The 15019-nt window shown below is 41.4% G+C and carries 12 protein-coding genes; 3 read left to right on the plus strand and 9 right to left on the minus strand.

Annotated features, from left to right (window positions below; genetic code table 11):
- Nucleotides 1-448: 448 nt before the first annotated feature.
- Together Q9R24_RS12250 and sbmA are read right to left on the minus strand one after the other, a co-directional pair.
- A complete protein-coding gene (locus tag Q9R24_RS12250; RefSeq protein ID WP_311204512.1) occupies nucleotides 449-1483 on the minus strand; it encodes a hypothetical protein in 1035 nt (344 codons plus the stop codon).
- A 617-nt stretch (nucleotides 1484-2100) separates the two neighbouring features.
- Nucleotides 2101-3294 carry a peptide antibiotic transporter SbmA gene (sbmA, locus tag Q9R24_RS12255; protein WP_005262445.1) on the minus strand — a complete coding sequence of 398 codons (1194 nt, stop codon included), beginning with the start codon at nucleotides 3292-3294 and terminating at the stop codon, nucleotides 2101-2103.
- 502 nt (nucleotides 3295-3796) lie between these two features.
- Here sbmA and Q9R24_RS12260 point away from each other — a divergent pair.
- The 3 genes from Q9R24_RS12260 (at nucleotide 3797) to Q9R24_RS12270 (ending at nucleotide 7327) form a co-directional block, all read left to right on the plus strand.
- Entirely contained in the window at nucleotides 3797-3991 is a 195-nt protein-coding gene (locus Q9R24_RS12260) for a hypothetical protein (protein ID WP_004730396.1), read from the plus strand.
- A gap of 1064 nt (nucleotides 3992-5055) precedes the next feature.
- Nucleotides 5056-5937, plus strand: a complete 882-nt coding sequence (otsB, locus tag Q9R24_RS12265; protein ID WP_153566747.1) for a trehalose-phosphatase — start codon at nucleotides 5056-5058, stop codon at nucleotides 5935-5937.
- Complete coding sequence (locus Q9R24_RS12270) at nucleotides 5894-7327, plus strand: trehalose-6-phosphate synthase (RefSeq protein ID WP_086044046.1); 1434 nt, start codon at nucleotides 5894-5896, stop codon at nucleotides 7325-7327. The genes otsB and Q9R24_RS12270 overlap by 44 nt, the downstream gene beginning before the upstream one ends.
- Before the next feature lie 25 nt (nucleotides 7328-7352).
- Here Q9R24_RS12270 and Q9R24_RS12275 read toward each other — a convergent pair whose 3' ends face one another.
- The 7 genes from Q9R24_RS12275 to katE form a co-directional block, all read right to left on the minus strand.
- Nucleotides 7353-8597: an MFS transporter gene (locus Q9R24_RS12275; RefSeq protein ID WP_311204511.1), complete on the minus strand. Its 1245-nt coding sequence runs from the start codon at nucleotides 8595-8597 to the stop codon at nucleotides 7353-7355.
- A gap of 205 nt (nucleotides 8598-8802) precedes the next feature.
- Nucleotides 8803-9516, minus strand: a complete 714-nt coding sequence (locus Q9R24_RS12280) for a glycosyltransferase (RefSeq protein WP_311204510.1) — start codon at nucleotides 9514-9516, stop codon at nucleotides 8803-8805.
- Nucleotides 9513-10127: a class I SAM-dependent methyltransferase gene (locus Q9R24_RS12285; RefSeq protein WP_311204509.1), complete on the minus strand. Its 615-nt coding sequence runs from the start codon at nucleotides 10125-10127 to the stop codon at nucleotides 9513-9515. The genes Q9R24_RS12280 and Q9R24_RS12285 overlap by 4 nt, the downstream gene beginning before the upstream one ends.
- On the minus strand, nucleotides 10117-10902 hold the full coding sequence (locus tag Q9R24_RS12290; RefSeq protein WP_311204508.1) for a PIG-L family deacetylase: 786 nt from the start codon (nucleotides 10900-10902) through the stop codon (nucleotides 10117-10119). The genes Q9R24_RS12285 and Q9R24_RS12290 overlap by 11 nt, the downstream gene beginning before the upstream one ends.
- On the minus strand, nucleotides 10890-11873 hold the full coding sequence (locus Q9R24_RS12295; protein ID WP_311204507.1) for an acyl-CoA dehydrogenase: 984 nt from the start codon (nucleotides 11871-11873) through the stop codon (nucleotides 10890-10892). Before Q9R24_RS12295 ends, Q9R24_RS12290 begins: the two co-directional genes overlap by 13 nt.
- A 52-nt stretch (nucleotides 11874-11925) precedes the next feature.
- Complete coding sequence (locus Q9R24_RS12300) at nucleotides 11926-12135, minus strand: hypothetical protein (RefSeq protein WP_311204515.1); 210 nt, start codon at nucleotides 12133-12135, stop codon at nucleotides 11926-11928.
- Nucleotides 12136-12206: 71 nt separating this feature from the next.
- Nucleotides 12207-14330: a catalase HPII gene (gene katE / locus Q9R24_RS12305; protein WP_311204506.1), complete on the minus strand. Its 2124-nt coding sequence runs from the start codon at nucleotides 14328-14330 to the stop codon at nucleotides 12207-12209.
- Nucleotides 14331-15019 lie beyond the last annotated feature (689 nt).

Here is a 15019-nt window from a genome sequence, read left to right on the forward strand (position 1 = left end):
AATGTCCGGCCAGTGATATAAAACCAGTTATTTGTAGCATGGAACAGGGCAATAAACTGATAGAGCTCTGTAAAACCTAAATCAGATTTGCAACACTTGGATGATCATTCTGATGTCCATATTGCTATTCATCAGGTCAGGATATTGATCAGTCAAACTTAGCGCTATGATTTAGACTAAAACAATAAAAATAAAAACTTATAATTATGAATACCAACATATTTCACAGCATCATACTGTGGGGACTTGTCCTTTTTTTCGTCTTGATCGTATTTTTATTCATCCATCCGACATCACGGAAGGAGATTCTCGGGTCACGTGATCTCTCCGCTAAACCAAGCGGACTTTCTTCTACTCTCTCCCGTCGGATCGAGCAGATTTTTGCGCCTATCTTCTCGATCGTCAAAAGGATCATACGGATTTTGGATTAAGTCTTTTGATCCCGCGCTTATTTTAACTGCCTCAAAAGATTCTTGGCTCCGGCATGATTATAATTATTGGCCAAATTCTGCAAAATCCGCTTGGATTGTGCTTTAGCATTCGGGAAACGGCTGCTATAACTCGGCACACTGGTTAAACAGCGCGCTACCAGCATCCCTGATTCAGTATAGACACGTGTTCCCTCTGTGCCCTGCAATTTGCCATAGTTATAGGCACGCTGGGCGTTGTTACAGGCATTATTCAGATTCTTACCGCTATTAATATCACGTCGCGCTGCCACATAGATTTTCATCTGATGTTGTTGCGGTGTTTCTGCTACCGCAGCTCGAGCTGATGCCGCTGCTAGCTGCTTTTTCTCTGCTTCTTTTTTCTCAAGCTCTTTTCTTTCTAATTCCTTTCGCTCTAATTCTTTACGTGCTGATTCCTTCAGCTCATTTGTCGTCTTTGCGGCAGGAGTCTTAGGAGGAGTCGTGGTTTTTATCGATGCAGGTGTGGTTTTCTCCACAGCAACCCTGGCTTTAGTTGGACGATAAAAGTTTTTTGCTTGAGAAGGACTCATGACCTGGGTGAGTAGTCGAACACTACGCGTCTGGCTAGATTTATCAACTTGTCGTTCAGAAGTTGGCTCAATCGAGACAATCCAGCTTTCAGTCAGGTCATCCATACGACACTGATAGGCACCGCTACCCTGTACAACACCCCGATTGGCACTCAGGCGTTTGCGTTGGGCAACATCTGCCACGGCACTAAAATTACTTTTATACAGCAGTGAAAATTTACCGCCCTGTTCATGACAATATTGCGTCAGTATCGAACGCGGATACATGGCCTGAGTCGTATTATTTTTCTGTGCTTGTCCCCAAAGATAAACATAATCTTTCGCGCTACCATCACGTTGATTCAAAGCCCGTTTGGCAATCAGTTCTTCCGGACTGGCAAAAGGATGTAACACCTCTGATTTCAACCGATTCACGCTATTACATCCAGCTAAAGCTGCTGCCCCTATTATTAGAATTATTACTTTTAGCTTCACAGCAAACATCTCAACCCCAAAATCCCGTATAACATAGCCTAAATAGCACAAAACAACAAACACAAGATATTGATAACTATAATATTTAAATGGTAAAAAGGCACATATCAGCTTAACTTTGCTGATTGTGCCAAGCTTCATGTGATAAAAATTGACACGAGTATCACTTTTAATTCAGATCAAATAATAAACAATTCCATTCAGGACTCAAGAAAAAGATAGAAAAAATACATAAAAAACCGAAGAAGGCGGTGAGTCCTTCTCCGGCGGCTTATTCAGGGAACGCTCCAGACCTTTATTATAATGGGTAATAAATTTACCTTTTATCCGCTATAACATTGTCTGAACAAGATCAGCATAAAAATAATTTCCTCAACGTACACTTGTTATTTTTATACGTCAAACCACCGGAAATTAAACGCCATCTTGGCTGGCCCTTAGGATTCTAGACAAGAAAAAAATATCTGAACACCCCAATATTGGGAGGTTCTGACACGATTTACCTAAGTCATCTGACCAACGGTCAGATCGATATTTTCCATTGGATTTTGTAGACTAAGTCGCCATAAAAAAGCCAAACCTAAAACTGTTTGGCTAATAAAGCAGGATAATAATATGAGAAAAAATTAATCAATATGTGATTCAAATGCTTTCAACCGTTTATAGATCGACATCAGTTCAATAATCGTCGGCCAAGACAAAATCAGGTACTGGAAAGATTCTCGCACTTTGCCAAACACATTCAGGATTTGCATCATTAAACCGAGGGTAATTGCCCCTGCTGCAATACTTGGAAACAGAATAAATAATCCGTAAATATTGTCCAACTGCAAGTACCAGATCCGAACCATGTTGAAATAAGCATAGTGAAAATACAACCGGAAATAATTCCAGCGTACCCGGCTAAACAGTTCTTGTAATGTCAGCGGATGTGCGCGATCAGCATAGTCTTCGCCATAGACCAGCTCTTTACGATAGGCTGCCTCAACTTTCTGGTTATTAAACTCCAGTCCGGGCAATTTCATTCCCACGACCATTAAAATGACCGTACCCAATACCGCCCAGCCGATCGAGGCCCACATTAAAGCATGCGGTATTTCCCCTACAATCGGTAAAACTTTCACATGACTAGAGAGCTGATATAAGATCGGCAGGAATGCCATCAGCAACATCAGCGCTTCAATCAAGGAAACACTTAACTGCTCCGTGGTTTTGGCAAAGCGCATGGTATCTTCCTGGATACGTTGTGATGCACCTTCAATATGACGTAACTGCTCCCAATGTGCGGTGTAATAATCATTCATCGCGGTACGCCAGCGGAAGACATAATGACTGACAAAAAACAGGTTAAATACCGCTAAAGTGACATAAACCATCGCAATATAAATAAAGGTTAATGCGCCTTGATACAGCAATGAAACATCCCCACCACCCTTAGTGAGCATTTGTTGAATCTGATCATAAAACGGGCTATACCATTCATTTAATACGACATTGACCTGTACCCCGAACCAGATATTAAACAGAATAAATGCCGAGCCCCAGACCGACCAGCGCTGCCATCGGTGTCCGGCTTTCCATTGCCAGAACAGCGCAAATATCGTAGTTGCAATGAAATACCAGAGATAGAACCAGATGAATTGAGCTGACCAGAAACGCCCGATACCGATTGTAAGCTTTTCATCAAAATAACCTTCAGGAAAACCCAGATAGGTTCCCCATCCTGATCCACCACTATGCCAAAGTACAAGATTAATGATAAACCACAAAATCAGGCTGCTAAAAAACCAGACGGGTTGCGGGAAAAATGACTTAAACATGCCGACCCAGTTCTCCTTATGTCTCTTGGTCATCCAAATGACGCATAGTTTATTCTTATTTTAGATTTTTACTGTTATAAAGCATTAATTTTCAATTTAGTGTAAAAAAGGATAGAAAGATATCGAGTCTCTAGAAAATTATTTTTATCATTCAGCTCTGCGTTATGATTTTCCTTATATTCTCGATTTTTATCATTCAGCCGAGCGATATCAAAAACAAAAAAATTATCATGTTTTTGACCTTTCGTTATTTTGATAATTTTTTTTATGCCTGTTATCTGTCGGTTTTATGTAAAAGAACCTCATGCTTCTGAGCACTGCGAGTATAGGATGAAAATCAGGCATACTGCACGTCTTCTAAGTATCTTTTATCTAAATAGAGCACTACTCCCTATTTGAATAAGTCATTGATCAAGTTCTCAGTTTTTGAAGAAACAGTTAAATTTTCAAAAATCATGCTATGATTTAATTATCGAAAAGTAATCTTATTTTGGAAAAAACTATGGAAAGTTCAGTAATTGAATTACTTAAACCGGTAACCCTACAAAAAGAAAACTGCGACCCTATTATTTTTGAAGCAGGCACTGTTTTGAAAGTGGTCATGCAGACTCCCACCAGTCTTCTGGTCAGTAATGATGATGACTTTAACTTTACCATTCCTTTAAAAGACGAAAATGAAGTGTGGCGAGAAATCTGAGTATTTTTCTCTCATCTAAATAGAGGGGTTGTATCTGAATTTGGTTTCTTAAATTATATGATACGACCCTTAGCTTCTCTCCACTTTGATTGCTCTTTCATTATTTTTTCAAAAAATTACTTCTTTCCTCTTCTCTCATTATTTACTGCTTTTAAACTGACTCATCCATTTGAGTAGAAAAATTTCTTTTAATTGAAACATCACTTAGTTTTTTGATCTATATGAGATCACTGATGATCTGTTTCTGGTCTTCTGTATCTGCTCTTTTATTACAATCATAGCTTTAAATCTCTCCTCTCTGTTTAGCTCAGCTTCATCTAACCCCTACGCTTCGATTCAAAAAAAAGAATATTCAAGTTATTTTCAGAGTTTAGTCATAGAACTGGCGTTCATCTTTCTTCAATTTTTTATCCTCTGATAAAATTTACCAATAAGAATTAAAAAAATAATCTGAGATGCTAAATTAAGAGGCTGTTTAAATTGTATAGCTCTGCAATTGGTCCCAAGAAAATTTGATTGATACGAAATTTCCCCTCTAGACAATTTTAGTATTTTTTCTTTTAAGACAGCTTAGCCAATTTTAAAAATTATTAATTTTCATAAACTTAATTTAGATATTATTATATATGCCTAATTTATAAATTTATTTAGATTATTCTATTTAAAAAGATCTCAAAATTACATCTCCCTCATATATTTAAAAATAAAAAAATAAATTAATAATAAATACTATATTCTAAAAAATTAATTACAAAAATACATATTAAAAAAATAACGCTTAAATAATAAATCTTATTATCTAAAATCCTGAAAAACACTTAATCCAGGAAAACCTTAAAATATAAAATCTTCATAATTTATTTTTAAAATTTATTAACAATACTGGATTTCTACCAAAATATTTCTAAATTTTACAAAGTAACTGTACTTGTTAAAAGTGTTTCCTTTCTGCACTTAAAGCCAGTCTGTTAAATGAAATATGTTATAAATTTAATCAGATCAATGACCATTCAGGTAGTTTTAACTTTTAAATCAATTTAATTTCAGAGGCTTAGGTAGTATTTATGTCGACTCTCAAAGAAGATCAAGATCTAGAACATTCACTTGCTACATCTTCTTATATATTACCTCAAGTGATTTTAAATCAGCTCAAACCTATTATTTATTCTCACAAAATTGTTTTATTTCTTGATATTGATGGAACCCTTTCTGAATTCCACCCAGATCCAGCAAAAAGTATAATTAAGAGCGAAACCTTAAATACCTTAAAAGAGTTACAACAATATATTCAGCTAGTATTAGTGACCGGCCGCTCAATTGCACAAGCCAAAAATCTTATTTATCCATTTGACTGGAATATTGCCGGTTCTCACGGTCTGGAATTAAGCTATCAATCGCATTTAAGCAAGTTAATTGAGTTAAATCCTGAACCGTTTGAATTATTAAAAAATTATATTACAGATCATAGTAATAATATTCCTCAGACTCGAATAGAAATTAAAGACTATTCAGTCGCCCTGCATTTTCGTGAACATCCCCATTTAGAGCATCAAGTACATGCATTTGCCTTAAATTGTCTCGCTCATTTTCAGGATTTTGAACTTAAGGCTGGAAAGTTTGTATTTGAACTGGTGCCCAAAGGTGCAAATAAAGGTTCAGCCATCCAACAAATCATTCAACAATATCACTTAAGTGATCATTACCCCATTTTTATCGGAGATGACCTGACCGACGAAGCCGGTTTTCAAGTCATCAACACATTCAAAGGCTGCTCTATCAAAGTCGGTACAGGCAACACCGTGGCACAACATCGCCTCGAAAATGTGACTCAAGTACAGGCTTTTCTAGCGGAATTTTTAGAAATACTGAAAGTACAACAACAATTATTATTGGAGAAATTACATGTCAAAACTCATAGTGTTATCAAATCGTGTAAATCTACCTAAGTCAGACAATACACAGGCAGGTGGATTAGCGGTGGCATTGCAGGATGCTTTGCAGGATATAGGCGGTATCTGGGTTGGCTGGAATGGATCCCGAGTTGACCAGACGAAAGAGCAGAAGTTTCAAATCCTGAAGCATCAAAATGTTGAATATCACACGAGTCCATTGACTGAATCCCAATATCAAGGTTTTTATTGTGGTTTTGCCAACAATGCATTGTGGCCGCTGATGCACGACCAGCATCAACTTGTAGATTATCAGCCGCAGGATTTTAAGATCTATCAGGATGTCAATTTACGCTTTGCCAAGCACCTGAAACAGGTGGCATCTCCACATGACATCATCTGGATCCATGATTATCATTTTTTAAGCGTGGCGCATTATTGCCGTAAACTGGGCATGCGTAACCGTATTGGCTTTTTCCTGCATATTCCCTTTCCTGAACTAAGGCTCTGGCAAACTTTACCGGCCCATCGTGATCTGGCACATCATTTGGCCAACTATGATGTACTTGGTTTGCAGACTTCTCGCGATCAGGAAAACTGTTTAAATTTCCTTGAACAGACCTTAAAAGTGCAGCATCGCCACAATGAAATCCTGAATTATCAATCTCGAAAGATTCATGTGAAATGCTATCCGATTGGTGTGCATCCTGTGCAACTGCAGAATCAGGCCTCAGATAGTCATCTGGAAAAGCTTCCCTTTGATCTGGAGACAGTGCAGCCTTATAAAACCATCATTTCAGTTGACCGGATTGATTATAGTAAAGGCTTATTGGAGAAAATCGGATCTTTGCAGAGCTTGCTGGAAGATCAACCGGAGTTTAAAAATCAATTCCAGCAATTACAAATTGCCTGCCCATGCCGACTGGATGTAAAAACCTATAAGAACCTGTATACGCAATTTAAATCTGCCGTGCATGAACTCAATAGCCAGCATGGCACAGCGGATTGGTTACCTTTCGATTGCAGCTATGACACTTTGGGTCATGAAGCCTTGATGCAACTGTATCGTAAGGCAGATATTTGCTGGGTAAATTCGATTCGGGATGGCATGAATCTGGTCGCCAAGGAATATATTGCTGCACAAGACCCTTTAGATCCGGGTGTCTTAATTCTATCTAAATATGCCGGTGCTGCTGAACAAATGAAAGAAGCCTTACTGGTCGATCCTTATGAACATGACAGTATGGCCAAAGCCTTGAAGAAAGCGCTCCGTATGTCTAAATCAGAACGTTTAGAGCGTTATCGTTATTTAAGCCAAGGCTTGAAAAATTTCGATATTATTCGCTGGCGTGATCAGTTTATCACTGACCTGAAAAACTCACAAAGCCTGCGGATCTATCGTCCGGTGGCTGCAGGAGCTTCAAACCAGTTCAGTGTGCATGCCTAAATTTTTAAGTAAAAAAACACCAGCATTAAGCTGGTGTTTCGTTTTGAAGAGGAGCCACAATCTCTTCGCTGTGTTGTACTTCGTTTGGGTCTGCAGTGAGATGATTCAAAATCACAATACTCAATAGACCAATCGCAATGACGCTAAATACTAAGCTCAATCCGATGATTTCACTGCCGAAGCCGACCAATGCCGGTCCAATTAATGAACCTGTATAAGCAAATACCGATACATAAGACAATGCCACATGTGAAGCCAAAGTTTTTTGACGTCCTGCACGGGAAAACATTAACGGTACAATGTTGGCACTACCTAAACCTAAAATCGCATAACCCACCAACACTACTTGCCAGACTGGTGCAAAGACTACGGTTAATAAACCGGTTGCAGCCAAGAGTGCGCTTAACAGAATCGTATTTTTTTCACCAAACTGCTGAATAATCAGGTGTCCACTAAAGCGTCCCAACACCATCAAACCCGCAAAGAAACTATAAGCCAAACCGGTTTGCGCCGCAGGCAGGCTGAACTCAGTAGCAAGATAAATACCACTCCAGTCCATAGCTGCACCTTCTGACAGAAAAGCCACAAAACAGATCAGACCAATGCCTAAAATCGCCCAGGTCGGTGCTGCTTTTTTCACTGGCTGTTCTGATGATGTGTCTTCTACCGCTGTTTTTGGCTCAGCACCCAAACTTAAAGGAACAGCGAATAAGGCAATAAGCAGCAAAATTACACTGACAATCACCGCACCGGTTAAAGGCGCCAAGCCAAGTCCCATTAACATGGTCATGCCCAGTACGCCTGATAGACCACCTAAACTACACACTCCATGAAAACCTGACATTAAACTTTTACCGAGTTTTTTCTCAATCTGTGCAGCCTGAATATTGACAGTCACGCCCAAAGCCCCGGCACTGGCACCAAAGAAAAACAGGCTGATTGCCATCATTAAATGATTCGGACTATAAGCCAGAGCAGGCAAAATAAATAAAAATGCACTGAGAATTACGGCTAAAACAGTACGGCAACCTAAGGCATTGGCCAGTCGGCCGGCCAGCGGCATCGCCAGCATTGAACCGATTCCGGCACACAGCAATAACAGGCCAAAATCAGCATGATTTAATAACAGGCGCTGCTGTGCATATGGAATTAAGGGTGCCCAAGCCGCAGTACTAAAGCCCAAGCTAAAGAAGCACAACGCAGTCGCTATTTTCTGCCATAGATATGGTGATGGAGACTGAATTCGAGAAAGCAGTGTTTGATTGAACATTGTATTACCAAAAAAGAAGGCTCAGGCATCCATTACCGATCATCCATAGAAAAACCCCACAGACTTATAGCTAGAATGTATAAGTTTGCGGGGCCGAATTTGCGTGAATTATAAACAGAATAAATTTAAATGGAATAGTTTTTAGACACTAATTTTAAGATTTTTTACAAGTATCTGATTGTATAAAATTTATAGTTTTATGCTTTTATTTGCATAGGCTGATCGGTTTTTTCGCGGCCTGCTTAAGCTCAAGTTTTTGTAGAAAATGTGCAAAACCTGCAGCAATTTTTGAGCTAAGACGACTGCTGGTAGTGACTCTCAGCTGATTCGACCAGACAATCTGCGCGTCAGCTTTTTCTAAACGACGGATGAAATCGACATCTTCATGACAGTCCAGTTGCTGAAACCCATTGACCTGTATATAAGCCGAAGCTTTAAAACACAGGTTTGCGCCATGAACATGCCGATGTCCCATACTGTCCTGATAATGTCGGAGATAAGCCTGACGGGTTTTCCGGCTTAAATGATCCCATTGATCCAGCTCGACCACACCACAAATTGCATCAGTCGGTTGATGCTCTAACATCACCTGAAACCAGTCACACTGTACGAATGAATCGGCATCGGTACAGCAAATCCAGTCACAACCTTGCTCGATCATTTGCTGAATCCCCAAATGGCGTGCCTTACCGACATTCTGGAAGTCGCAACTGATAGCTGGAATGTTCATTTGCTGAACTTTAAGTGCGGTGCTATCGGTACAATGATCCAAGACCACGAGAATATGAATTTCAGGAAGATTTTCTATTGTTTTAAAGTATTGAAAAAAATAAGTTTGTGCTGATTTTAAAGCCAACAGGCAGCGTTCAATATAGGCTTCTTCATTACAGGCCGGAATCACCACACCGATTTTTTTCATCTTAAGCCCTCCTGCTCTGCCACAGATTGCGCTGAATTCAACCAGAGATCTACCCAAAAATCGGAGTCCTGCAAACTTAAACGATGTGCATAGTTTAAATGCGCTTTGAGATACTGATGGACATCTTCACCATTTAAGCTAAATCCCGAGATCGACGCGCGCCAATGACAACTCAAGATACATCCACCCGGTTCGAGTGCAGTATGCAACCATGTCAGCACCTGTTGCAGAGCAATCGGGTTCAGATAATATAAAATCTCGCTGACGACAATGAGCTGAAATTTCTGTTCGGGCAACTCATCTGGCACGATACACTGTAGCACCTGCACATGCGGATACACTTGTAAACGCTGCTGTGCCAACTGGATCGCAGTATCATTGGCATCCAGACACATTAAGGCATCTGTCCGCTGCGCCAGCTCCTGACTGAAGATGCCGTTACTGCAACCAATTTCAATCCCGGAGTCAAACTGCAAGCGTGGCAAGACCGCCAGACAAATCTGCCGTTTGCGCTGTTCATACCAACGCTGTTCATATTGCCAGGGATCTCCCTGATTCAGTGCATATAAGGCATCAAAATATTCCTGATCATAGGCTGCTTTACTGTTCATACAGATACACCTCCCAGGGCTGTAAAATACGCTGTAATGCCTGCTCTGGCAGAATCGGTGATTGTTCAATAGTAGGGTCAAACTCGAGCTGGCTCTTAAAACACCGCACAGCTAGAGACTTATATTGTAATTCTTCCTCAGTTAATTTGAGTTGATGAGCGACGGTCCAAGGAATTCTGGTATCTCCAGGGGTTGCCCAATGCCATGCCCAAATCAGGACCTGAATACAGGGCAAATGAAGCTCAGTCGCCAGCTGCTGTGTAACCTGCCCTGTAATTTCATGATCTGGATGTCCATCATGAACAAATGTGCTAATTAACACATCATTCGGCTGCAGGTAAGATTGCAGATGCTGTTGCAATACCTCCCGCTGTTCTGCCACCTTGCCATCCTGAATGTCTAAAGCGATCCGCAAAATATTCTGTTTTAAAGGTAACGCTTCTAAAGCTGCTCGCGTTTCAGCAGGACGAATCTGGTTCAACTCTTCTGGACTATACAGGCTAGAACCTGGATGACTGGCCGTCCCGTTGGTAACGGCAAAAAGTACGATCTGATATCCCAATTTGTCCAGACGCTGAATCAGACCTCCACAGCCCAAAATTTCATCATCAGGATGTGGGGCAATGATGCAGACTCTGGCATCCGGTGGAATAACCTGAGGAATATCGAATTCCGGCATCTGTTGCAGAATCTGACAGGAACACCATTCTTCAAGTCTTGTGCCTTCACCATGGATGACACGATCCCCTACAATCTCATGTCTTATAACGTCCATAATTGTTCCTCCTGTACAGTCAGCTCGCCAATCCGCTCCAAGTCAAATGCAGCATGACTTTGACGAATAAATACCGGAAGATCTGCTGCAAGCCGAGCGAAATGCGGATGCTCACAATACGGCGCAGCACCAAGAGCCTTACCCACATGGGTAAGCACGCTTAAGGCCGTTGCTTCCACCTGAGCACGCAGGCTGCGAATCTTTAATTCATGAGAGTGCTGCGGTTGCTGATCAATCAATGTAACGACTTGATAAAATAAGGACTGTGTCGCTAAAAGCTCCCGACTAATTTCACCGAGATACATGGCCTTATAGGCATGCGGTTTTAACAATACTGCCTGTTTTAAATATTCAGCCAAACGCACGGTTGCGCCATACCAGCATGCGGCCACACCTGCGGCACCATGCCAGAATCCGGGCCGATCCAGATAGGCATTTGGAGCTGCGACTTTTTCCACCTCAACCTGATCCAGTTCCAGCCGGGCAGTCAAGGTATGCTGCATGCCCACTGCCTGCCAGGCATCCTGATAATGCTGAATGCCTTCTTGCGACAAATCTAGAATCAGTAACTGGGATTGTTGTTGCTCATCACGGTAAGTGAGCAAGCCGTGTTGCACCCAACCCGAAGCAGAACACCAAGGCTTAATTCCGCTTAACTTTCCTGCTTGCAATGTTAAAGGTTTGGGTCCACCTTCTGCCGCCCAAACTGCCCATAAACCTTTTTGTTCTACCGGAACATTCAGTTCATGCAGAATAGCTAAAGCATCTAAATGCGATTCATAGAGTTTGCCCAGGCTCAAATTTCTTGCCGAAACCTGACTAAGTATCTGCCAGCGTTTTAAGGTTGCTCCAGAAGCGGGATAAGGCACCTGTTCGGAAATCGCCACCAGTTCCATTAAAGTGTGCTGAATTTTTTCTTGTAGCTCCAGAGGAGAATTTTCAAATCTTTGTAATATTGAACCGAGGTTCATGCATGCGGTTCCTCATAAAATACGGATAATGTTGTTGTGTTTTTAAAGTCAGTTAATGAGAAAGCTTGCGCATTTGTTTTAAACGTGTGGTCAGCCCTAATACCTTACGCCGTGCATTAATCTCTTCTTCATTGAAACAGAGTTGCTGCATCAGTTCAGCTAAAGGCAAATGATTATGTTCAATGAGATAAATGTCCTGCTCTCTGCTCCATTTGGTTTGTTGTGCTTGAGCCAACAACTTTTTGACGTCCGGTCTCACCATCTCTTCATCCATTTTAAAACCATGAGGATAGAAGCCGGAGCCTCTATCCTCTAAAATATAAATTGGATCGTTTAGGCAGGAATCGCTTCCGCAATTGCTTCACGCGTCCAGACACGATGGTTCAAGATCAAAGTCTTGAAGCTATCTTGTACTGCTTCAAACTGCCCATTTGCCAAGGTTCCTTCATCGCTAACCAAGCGTAAATGTTCAATCAGTTTGCCTTTATCGCCCAAGAACACGATTGGTTTTAAATGTTTGTAGGCTTCCAGTAGATAATGAGTCGCTACACCATCTTTCATCACCACATCGTAATTGTCACCGTCAGCAATCACCACAGCATCATAGGCGATGGATGGCTCTGCTTTTTGCATACCATCGGAAGGAATCACCTCGCCTTGCTGACCCAGTACCGGACCCGGTTTTGGGGTCAGTACATCGACCACAGCACCTTCTGATTCTGCCCAGGCTTGAACAGCTTTGATACTGGCCTCATTGGCCTTGTCGTGCACCAGTAGCGCAATTTTGCGTGCCTTAATATCTTCAGGTTTAAATGCCTCGAAAGATAAGCGTGGTGAAATCTGCACATCTGGCAATGTTGCTGCCTTTTTCTCTGCCGGAATTTCAATGCCCAATTGATCAGCAACTTGCTGAGCCAAGTCCAAATCGATATTGCAGAGCACTTCCAGAACTTCACGCTCACGAATATATTTACGTTCCACCTTGCTCAGCTCGAAGACATAGGCATCGACAATATGCTTTTGCTCATGAGGTGCCTGACTGCGGTAGAAAAGACGGGGCTGACTAAAGTGATCACTGAATGATTCGCTACGCTGACGGATCTTGTGTCCATCAATACGTTCCTGATAACTTTCAAAACCACCGCCTTGTGCTGCTGGCGGGGTTTCAGCCGGCCAGTTATTGTCAATCGAATTCGGCTCATAACTGGCTTGACCGGTATGTACAATACGCTGATGTAAACCGTCACGCTGGTTATTGTGGAATGGACAAACCGGCTTGTTGATTGGGATCTGGTGGAAGTTTGGACCACCTAAACGGCTAAGCTGAGTATCGGTATAGGAGAACAAACGTGCTTGTAATAATGGATCATTGGTAAAATCTAGTCCTGGCACAATATGTCCCGGACAGAATGCCACCTGCTCGGTTTCACCGAAGAAATAATCAACATTACGGTTCAGCACCATTCTGCCAATCGGCGTCACCGGCACCAGTTCTTCCGGAATAATTTTGGTTGGGTCCAGCAAGTCGAAGTCGTACTTCATCTCATCTTCTTCTGGAACGACCTGTACACCCAACTCCCATTCCGGATAGTTACCGGAGGCAATCGCTTCATATAAGTCACGACGATGGAAATCCGGATCTTTACCCGCCAGTTTTTGTGCTTCATCCCAGACCAGTTGGGCGAGACCCTGTTTTGGCGTCCAGTGGAATTTCACAAAAACCGCTTTATTCTCGGCATTGATAAAACGGAAAGTATGTACGCCAAAGCCTTGAATGGCTCTTAAATTACGCGGAATACCCCGATCCGACATGGCCCACATCACCGCATGTGCAGATTCAGGCACTAAGGAAACAAAATCCCAAAAAGTATCATGTGCAGATGCACCGGTAGGAATCTCGGTCTGAGGTTCAGGCTTGACTGCATGCACGAAATCCGGGAACTTGATCCCATCCTGAATAAAGAATACCGGGGCATCATTCGCCACTAAATCAAAGTTACCTTCATCCGTATAAAACTTGGTCGCAAAACCACGAATATCACGTACCGTATCTGCTGAACCACGCGGGCCCTGTACGGTAGAAAAACGCACAAATACTGGCGTTTGCACACTGGTATTGGTCAGGAAGCCTGCCTTGGTCAGTTTTTCATTCCCCGGATAAGCCTCAAAATAGCCATGTGCGCCGACACCGCGGGCATGCACAATACGTTCTGGAATTCGCTCATGGTCAAAATGGGTAATTTTTTCCCGAAGAATAAAATCTTCGATCAAGGTCGCACCGCGAACGCCTGCCTTGAGACTGTTCTGGTTATCGGAAATTTTAACCCCTTGATTGGTGGTGAGTGCCTGCTCGGTCGCATCACTGCGATATGCGTCGAGCTGCTCACTTTTTTTATTGGTATTTTGTTTGTCTAAACCGTCTTTACCAGTCGCGGGGCTATTGGCCTTAATTTTCATGATGTATTCCTTGCTGAGCTTGAGTTTAGTGCAGATATTTTTGGTCTATCTCAAAGTCGCTTGAGCTGATATTTTGCATGGCTTGACCAATCAAACTCATCCCGCAAGTCAATCTGCTACAGCCGATCCTGTATCAGCCTCATATTTCTTCTTAATATGCTGACTCGAAGCATTTTTGCTCTTCTGGGAATATTGTTATTGGTTTCGCCTGTGTCCTAACATAACTGCATTTGAGAAAGAGATTTATTATTGTTTGTAGTGCCTTGTTTAATTAAGGCAGCATTGTGTTATTTTTTATAAATTTCGGGTTTATTTATGATTTAAATTTTTATCTAAGTTATTTATTTAAAATAAAATATTAAAATTTCACAGAGATATTTCGAAATAAAGATTCAGTATGGTGATATGTGATCTTGCTCACAAATAAGCGTCATAACCCAAAACGATGTTTCAATCCTGAAATGATTAGGACTTTTTAGAAGTTCAATTTGCTATGAGAAATTAACGTGCTACCGCTGAAGATGGTCAAAATTTGACAGATTTAAATAGTTACAATCCCGCGTCCTGCTTATACATAATGACTAAACTTCCTGCCTTTATATTGATTTAATATCTATAACTTATAACCACTTAAATCTCTTAGCCTGTTAGATCAAATACAAAGTCATAGAGATCATTTCATCTCTTGG

Source organism: Acinetobacter sp. RRD8, from assembly GCF_031844225.1.
Classification (GTDB): domain Bacteria; phylum Pseudomonadota; class Gammaproteobacteria; order Pseudomonadales; family Moraxellaceae; genus Acinetobacter.